Genomic DNA, 4,892 nt, shown 5'->3' with positions numbered 1-4,892 from the left:
ATCCACACCCGCCCGCCTCAAGAGAACGGCGTTTGCCATCTGCGCGTTGCTGGCCGTGGCGGCAGGCGTGATGCTGGGCACGCGCAAGGAAGAGGCAGTTACACAAGTCATACAGCCCGCTACACCGCCAGCCCGCCAGGCGCTGGTGCCCGCCGTGCCGGCAAGAGAGGCCGACAAGCCACCGCTTGTGGTTCAGACCATAGAGGCAGCCGCGCCCTCACCTGCCCTGCCGCCCCCACCCGCATCTGTCGCCGATGACACGGACATTTCGCAGTTACGACTACGCGTCCTGACACTTCCGGTGCAAGGCGTCATGCCCGCCCAGCTCAGCGACACCTACACCCAGGCGCGCGCAGCAGGAGCCCCGCATGAAGCCATAGACATCATGAGCCCACGCGGCACGCCAGTGCTCGCCGTCGAGGACGGCAAAGTGGCCAAGCTGTTCCTGAGCAAGCCAGGCGGCATCACGATTTACCAGTTCGACCCGGCCAGCCAGTACGCGTACTACTACGCCCACCTGGACCGCTACGCCGAAGGCCTCAGCGAAGGCGCCAGCCTGCGCAAAGGCCAGGTCATCGGCTATGTCGGCAGCACCGGGAATGCATCTCCCGACGCACCGCACCTGCACTTCGCGATCTTCAAACTGGGGCCGGAGCGCCAGTGGTGGCGCGGCGCACCGCTGAATCCTTATCTTGTCTGGCGCGACGCCAGGCCGTAAACAACCCGGCCGATGACGTGCCGGCTCATGCTGACGCGCTATGCACTTGCCAGCCTGGCAAGCGCCTTCACCCCTGCCTTCCTGAACAGTCGCGCACCTAACCGCAAACCGCCGCAGGGCAGGCGGCTCCTTCACGACCTCAACGACCACGCAAGACCTGAACAACAGATGGTTGTTGTTATCGAGGCCGAGTGCATCACGCTTTCGCGGGTATAAATCCTGCATTGCCACCTATTTCTGCCGATAGTTGGCTTGAATATAAGATCGGCGCGATCACCAAAAACAAGCTTGCTGCGCAAGCCGCCTTTCATCGGAGGGAGACCGATACGTGAAAACAGCAAATACCCACGCAAAAGAGCGTGGCCCTGAAAACCAGAGGGTGGGTTCTGGTTTTTTGTGCCCTGGCCTTGCCGCCGACGAGAAACAGGCTCACTCGTACCGCCCGGCAGCCCGGGCAGCGATACAGCCATGACACGAACCCTGCGCGCCATTCTCTGCAGCATGCTTCTGCTCCAGAACGGGGCTTTTGCGGCCAATGCCTCGTCCGTGCCGACTCCCTTCACCACTGCGTTGTACGGAACACCTGTGGGCAGCAATGCCGCGCAGGCCTACTTTCTGGTGAATGTCTTGCGCAGTGCCGAAGCGCCCAAGGCGGACATTGAAGCCTTGCGCAGCGAACTGCTGCATGGCTATGTGGCGCAGGTCACCGGCGCGCCGCCACCGCCGGCCCTGGCTGTGCCAGAGCCCAGGACCAGCGCCTGGAAGTCATTCCTGCGCCGGTTGCCGGGCGGTTCGAAGGCGCCGGTCGACGATGTGGCCGTGGCCATCGCGCGCGGCCGCCAGCGCGACGACGTGATGGGCCCCGCTTTCCGCGCTACCTGGCAGGCGGCCTTCAACCAGGCACTAGCCCTGCGCTGGGAATCAGGCGCCTCGCGTGCGCCCCTCTTCACCCTGGAGATGCGCGACATGCAGCCCATCGCGCCCGGCATCTGGGCTGCGCCTTCTGCCGAAGGCCAGGTACGCCTGATGCTGTCGCTGCGCCTGGCCAATACCAGCTCCGTGCCGCTGCCGCTCTACCGCCCCGACATCGTCTTGCAAGGCACGCTGCGCTTTACCTGCGACTGGGACCGGGTGCGAGCACCGCAAAGCGTCATGCGAGCCAATGAAGTCACCTTGCTTCAGCCCGGCGCCGAGTCCGGGCCACTGGCGTGCGAGGCCCCTCCGGCGGCCGGGTACTGGCGTGAGCAATTGGCTGCGCTGCAGGCGGCCAACGGCAAGGCAGGCCTGCAGACCGTGCTGGTCCCGCATGACCTCGACAGTGCCCAGCGCCTGTACCACACAGAACTGGCATTCGCGAATGCATCGCCATTAAGAGTCAGCTGGAGCCAGCGCCAGCTGAAGGCCCGGCACGAGCCGTACCGCCAGTGGTCCCCTGCCAAAAAAGCAATGGACCCACCCGAGTCGGGCAGCCTGACGGCTGCACCGCATCACGGATGGAAGGCAACCGTCACACTGCTGACTACCTTCCTCGGCGCTACCGTGTTGGCGCTCGGCCTGTTTGCCGGTGGCCGCGCGGCGCGTAGCGCGGGCGTGCCGGAGGGCATGGTTGCCGTTGTCACGGTGCTGCTGGTAGGCGGCGCGTGGGTGCTGGCCACTGTGAAACTGGGCGGTGGCGGCACGGGTTACGACCATCCCCTGTATCTCGGCATTGCCCTGGGGGCGGGCTTCGTCGGGCCGGTGGTGCTGGGTGTGGTGGCCCTGCACGCCCTGCACAAGGTGCTGGACGACGAGGATATGGAATGGTGGCAGGCCGTAGCCACCGGCTGGCGCCTTACGCTGAACGTCACCGCAAAAACCAGCCGGGCCGAGTTCTGGGGCTTTCTGGCGCATTGCGCCTGGTTGTGGGCGCTGGCGCGTGTCTGCCTCATGCCGCTGGACCGCTGGATAGGCCTCGCCTTGCTGGTCCCGGTGGTGACGCTGACGGCCCGCCGCATGCTCAGCATGACGAGTCAGGAATGGCTCGAGATGGGGGTGATCGTGGTGTGCCTGCTGCTGCTTGCGCTGATGTGAGGTGCTGCGAGATGGTGACGAAGTTGCGGGCACCAAAAACAACGTTCCTGACTTGCTCTCAGGCCGTCGCCAGCTTGGCGGGTACGGCCGACTCTTTCTCCTGAACCACCGCATATTCCACAGCCAGCCGCAGCATCGTGGGTGTAACGTAGTGGCGATGCACATAGTCAATGGCCGCCATGTAAAAGCGGCCAAARGCATTCTTGCAATGAACCCGCGTACCCAGCATCACATCCACATGATGCTTGTCGACGATTTCCACGCTGACACAGGACCTGAACAGCAGATGTTTGTCATTGGCGCCCAGAATGACCTGCGCCTTGGTATCGGCTGTATTAACGCTTTGGTCAAGCACCGGGTAGCGGTTGGCGAACAGGTTGCTGGTGTCCGGTGACAACAGCGAAGACACGRGGCAGCCCAATGGCGATGTACGCAGGCCCAGGGGTTTAACCAGAACGTTGCGCAGCGCCATCAGATTGGACACACCGCTGGGCGCATTGAGCAGAAAGCCCTCCAGGACCGCGGCAAGCAGATTCGTGGCGCTGGTGTGCCCGAAGTTGGTACCGGTCACGCGCAAGCGAAAAGTGTCTTCATGATGGACGCGCAGGTTGGTCAGTTGCTGAAGCAGCAGCGAATCCACTGGTGGGCTACTGAGCTCCTTCACGCTTCGGGCGGATCCGCCATGTGACAAAAAGCCCGACGCCCCTTTCCACGAACCCCACAAGCCTCRCATCACGCCTGCGCCGCTGCGCACAGTGTTGCATACCACTCGATGGAACGTCCCGGGTGGAGCATCCAGCGACAAAGTCGTGGTCGGCACGGTATCGGCCTTGAAGTCMTTGGCCTGAAGCAACGCCTTCACCTCGTCCGGCAGCAACTCCGTCAATGATGGGATACTCGCCTTATTGGTCAGCACCTCCTGTTTCAAAGACTCCGACAAATTGCCGCCCAGTTCATTGGTATGGCAAGACAGCGCAAAAAAAACAGGGTGCAAGGAATTACGCGAGAGCGGAGAAAACTGGTGCCAGGTTTCACCGCCAAAACGCACAGTGAACATGCAGTCCGGCGGGATGTTCACAAAACGGAGGGCGCGGATGAAGTTTTGCGGGTCTTCCTGGATTTGCTGCTCCGACGCGCTGGAAAAGCGCAACTGGGCCCCACCGCTGCCCGACACTGCCGTAAATATGCGGTGCCCCGCATGGCGATGAAACGGATGGCCTTTAGGCCCCACGACGAATGAATACAGCGACGTTGCATCACCTTTGGGAAAGTTGGTCCCACCCAACTTCGCCGAGGGCTCATCCAGCTCATCGACAAACGCACTGTGCTGCCGCTGCCTGGATGCCACGCTGGCAAATAAATGGTTGCCTGCACCATGACCAATCTGGGCAATCAATGACACCTCGACGGCCAAACCGCCCGATTCGGATGGAATGCGAACCGACGGAAACGTTTCAATCACCTGTGTGAGATTCAGCATGGGTCCCTCTCTCCTTGTTACCTGGCTTTTTGTGTTTTGGCCGCAACGCGTTCCCGTTTCAGGGGCCGCGCGACCGGGCATAGTTCGAATGCATAACCCGTGAGGCTGTTGACGAGGCTGTCACCGTTGAGCTTGTAGAGCACAAACTGGCCGCTGCGCTCGCTGGTCACCAAGCCGGCGTTTTCAAGCACCGACAGGTGGCGAGAAACGGCCGGCGTGCTCATGGCAAAGCGCTCGGCCAGCTCAGTGGTGCTGAGTTCTTTCTCGGTGAGGTACGCCAGAATTTGGCGCCTGGGCCCCGAGGCGAGCGCTTCAAATATTTTGTCAAGGGATGCAGGCATTGATGTATTAACTTATTTGTTAATAACTTTATTCAAGATGGTCCGTGCTGTCAAGCGGCTTCTGGCCTGAGGCCGGCGCTTTTCTTTGCCCCATCGATCCGCTAAGCTTTGCTTCGTCCCCACTTCAGGTACCAAGGCCACCCCATGACAAGCTACTGGCTCATGAAATCCGAACCCGAAGAATGCTCGGTCGAAGACGCGCTCGCGGCGAAGGACTCAACAGTCCCCTGGGTCGGCGTTCGCAACTACCAGGCGCGCAACTTCATGCGTGACGGAATGCAAG

General features: G+C 61.8%; 6 protein-coding genes. 4 read left to right on the top strand and 2 right to left on the bottom strand.

The window, feature by feature from the left end:
* The 3 genes from AC1D1X_RS15660 to AC1D1X_RS15650 form a co-directional block, all read left to right on the top strand.
* On the top strand, nt 1–718 hold a 718-nt coding region (locus AC1D1X_RS15660; RefSeq protein ID WP_477698607.1), incomplete at its 5' end, for a M23 family metallopeptidase.
* A 27-nt stretch (nt 719–745) separates the two neighbouring features.
* Nucleotides 746–934, top strand: a complete 189-nt coding sequence (locus AC1D1X_RS15655; protein WP_477669458.1) for a hypothetical protein — start codon at nt 746–748, stop codon at nt 932–934.
* A 252-nt stretch (nt 935–1,186) separates the two neighbouring features.
* A complete protein-coding gene (locus AC1D1X_RS15650) occupies nt 1,187–2,788 on the top strand; it encodes a hypothetical protein (RefSeq protein ID WP_477669457.1) in 1,602 nt (533 codons plus the stop codon).
* Nucleotides 2,789–2,846: 58 nt separating this feature from the next.
* On the opposite strand, the gene AC1D1X_RS15645 is transcribed toward AC1D1X_RS15650, so the two are convergent.
* Nucleotides 2,847–4,268 (bottom strand): DUF2867 domain-containing protein, encoded by a 1,422-nt coding sequence (locus tag AC1D1X_RS15645; protein WP_477698606.1) that lies wholly within the window; start codon nt 4,266–4,268, stop codon nt 2,847–2,849.
* A 17-nt stretch (nt 4,269–4,285) separates the two neighbouring features.
* Nucleotides 4,286–4,609, bottom strand: a complete 324-nt coding sequence (locus AC1D1X_RS15640) for a metalloregulator ArsR/SmtB family transcription factor (RefSeq protein WP_477669455.1) — start codon at nt 4,607–4,609, stop codon at nt 4,286–4,288.
* 144 nt (nt 4,610–4,753) lie between these two features.
* On the opposite strand from AC1D1X_RS15640, the gene AC1D1X_RS15635 reads away from it, so the two are divergent.
* A partial coding sequence (locus AC1D1X_RS15635) for an EVE domain-containing protein (RefSeq protein ID WP_477698608.1) occupies nt 4,754–4,892 on the top strand: 139 nt, incomplete at its 3' end.

This window comes from Polaromonas sp. P1_G4, assembly GCF_056405475.1.
This window is presented reverse-complemented; position numbering and strand designations above follow the sequence as displayed.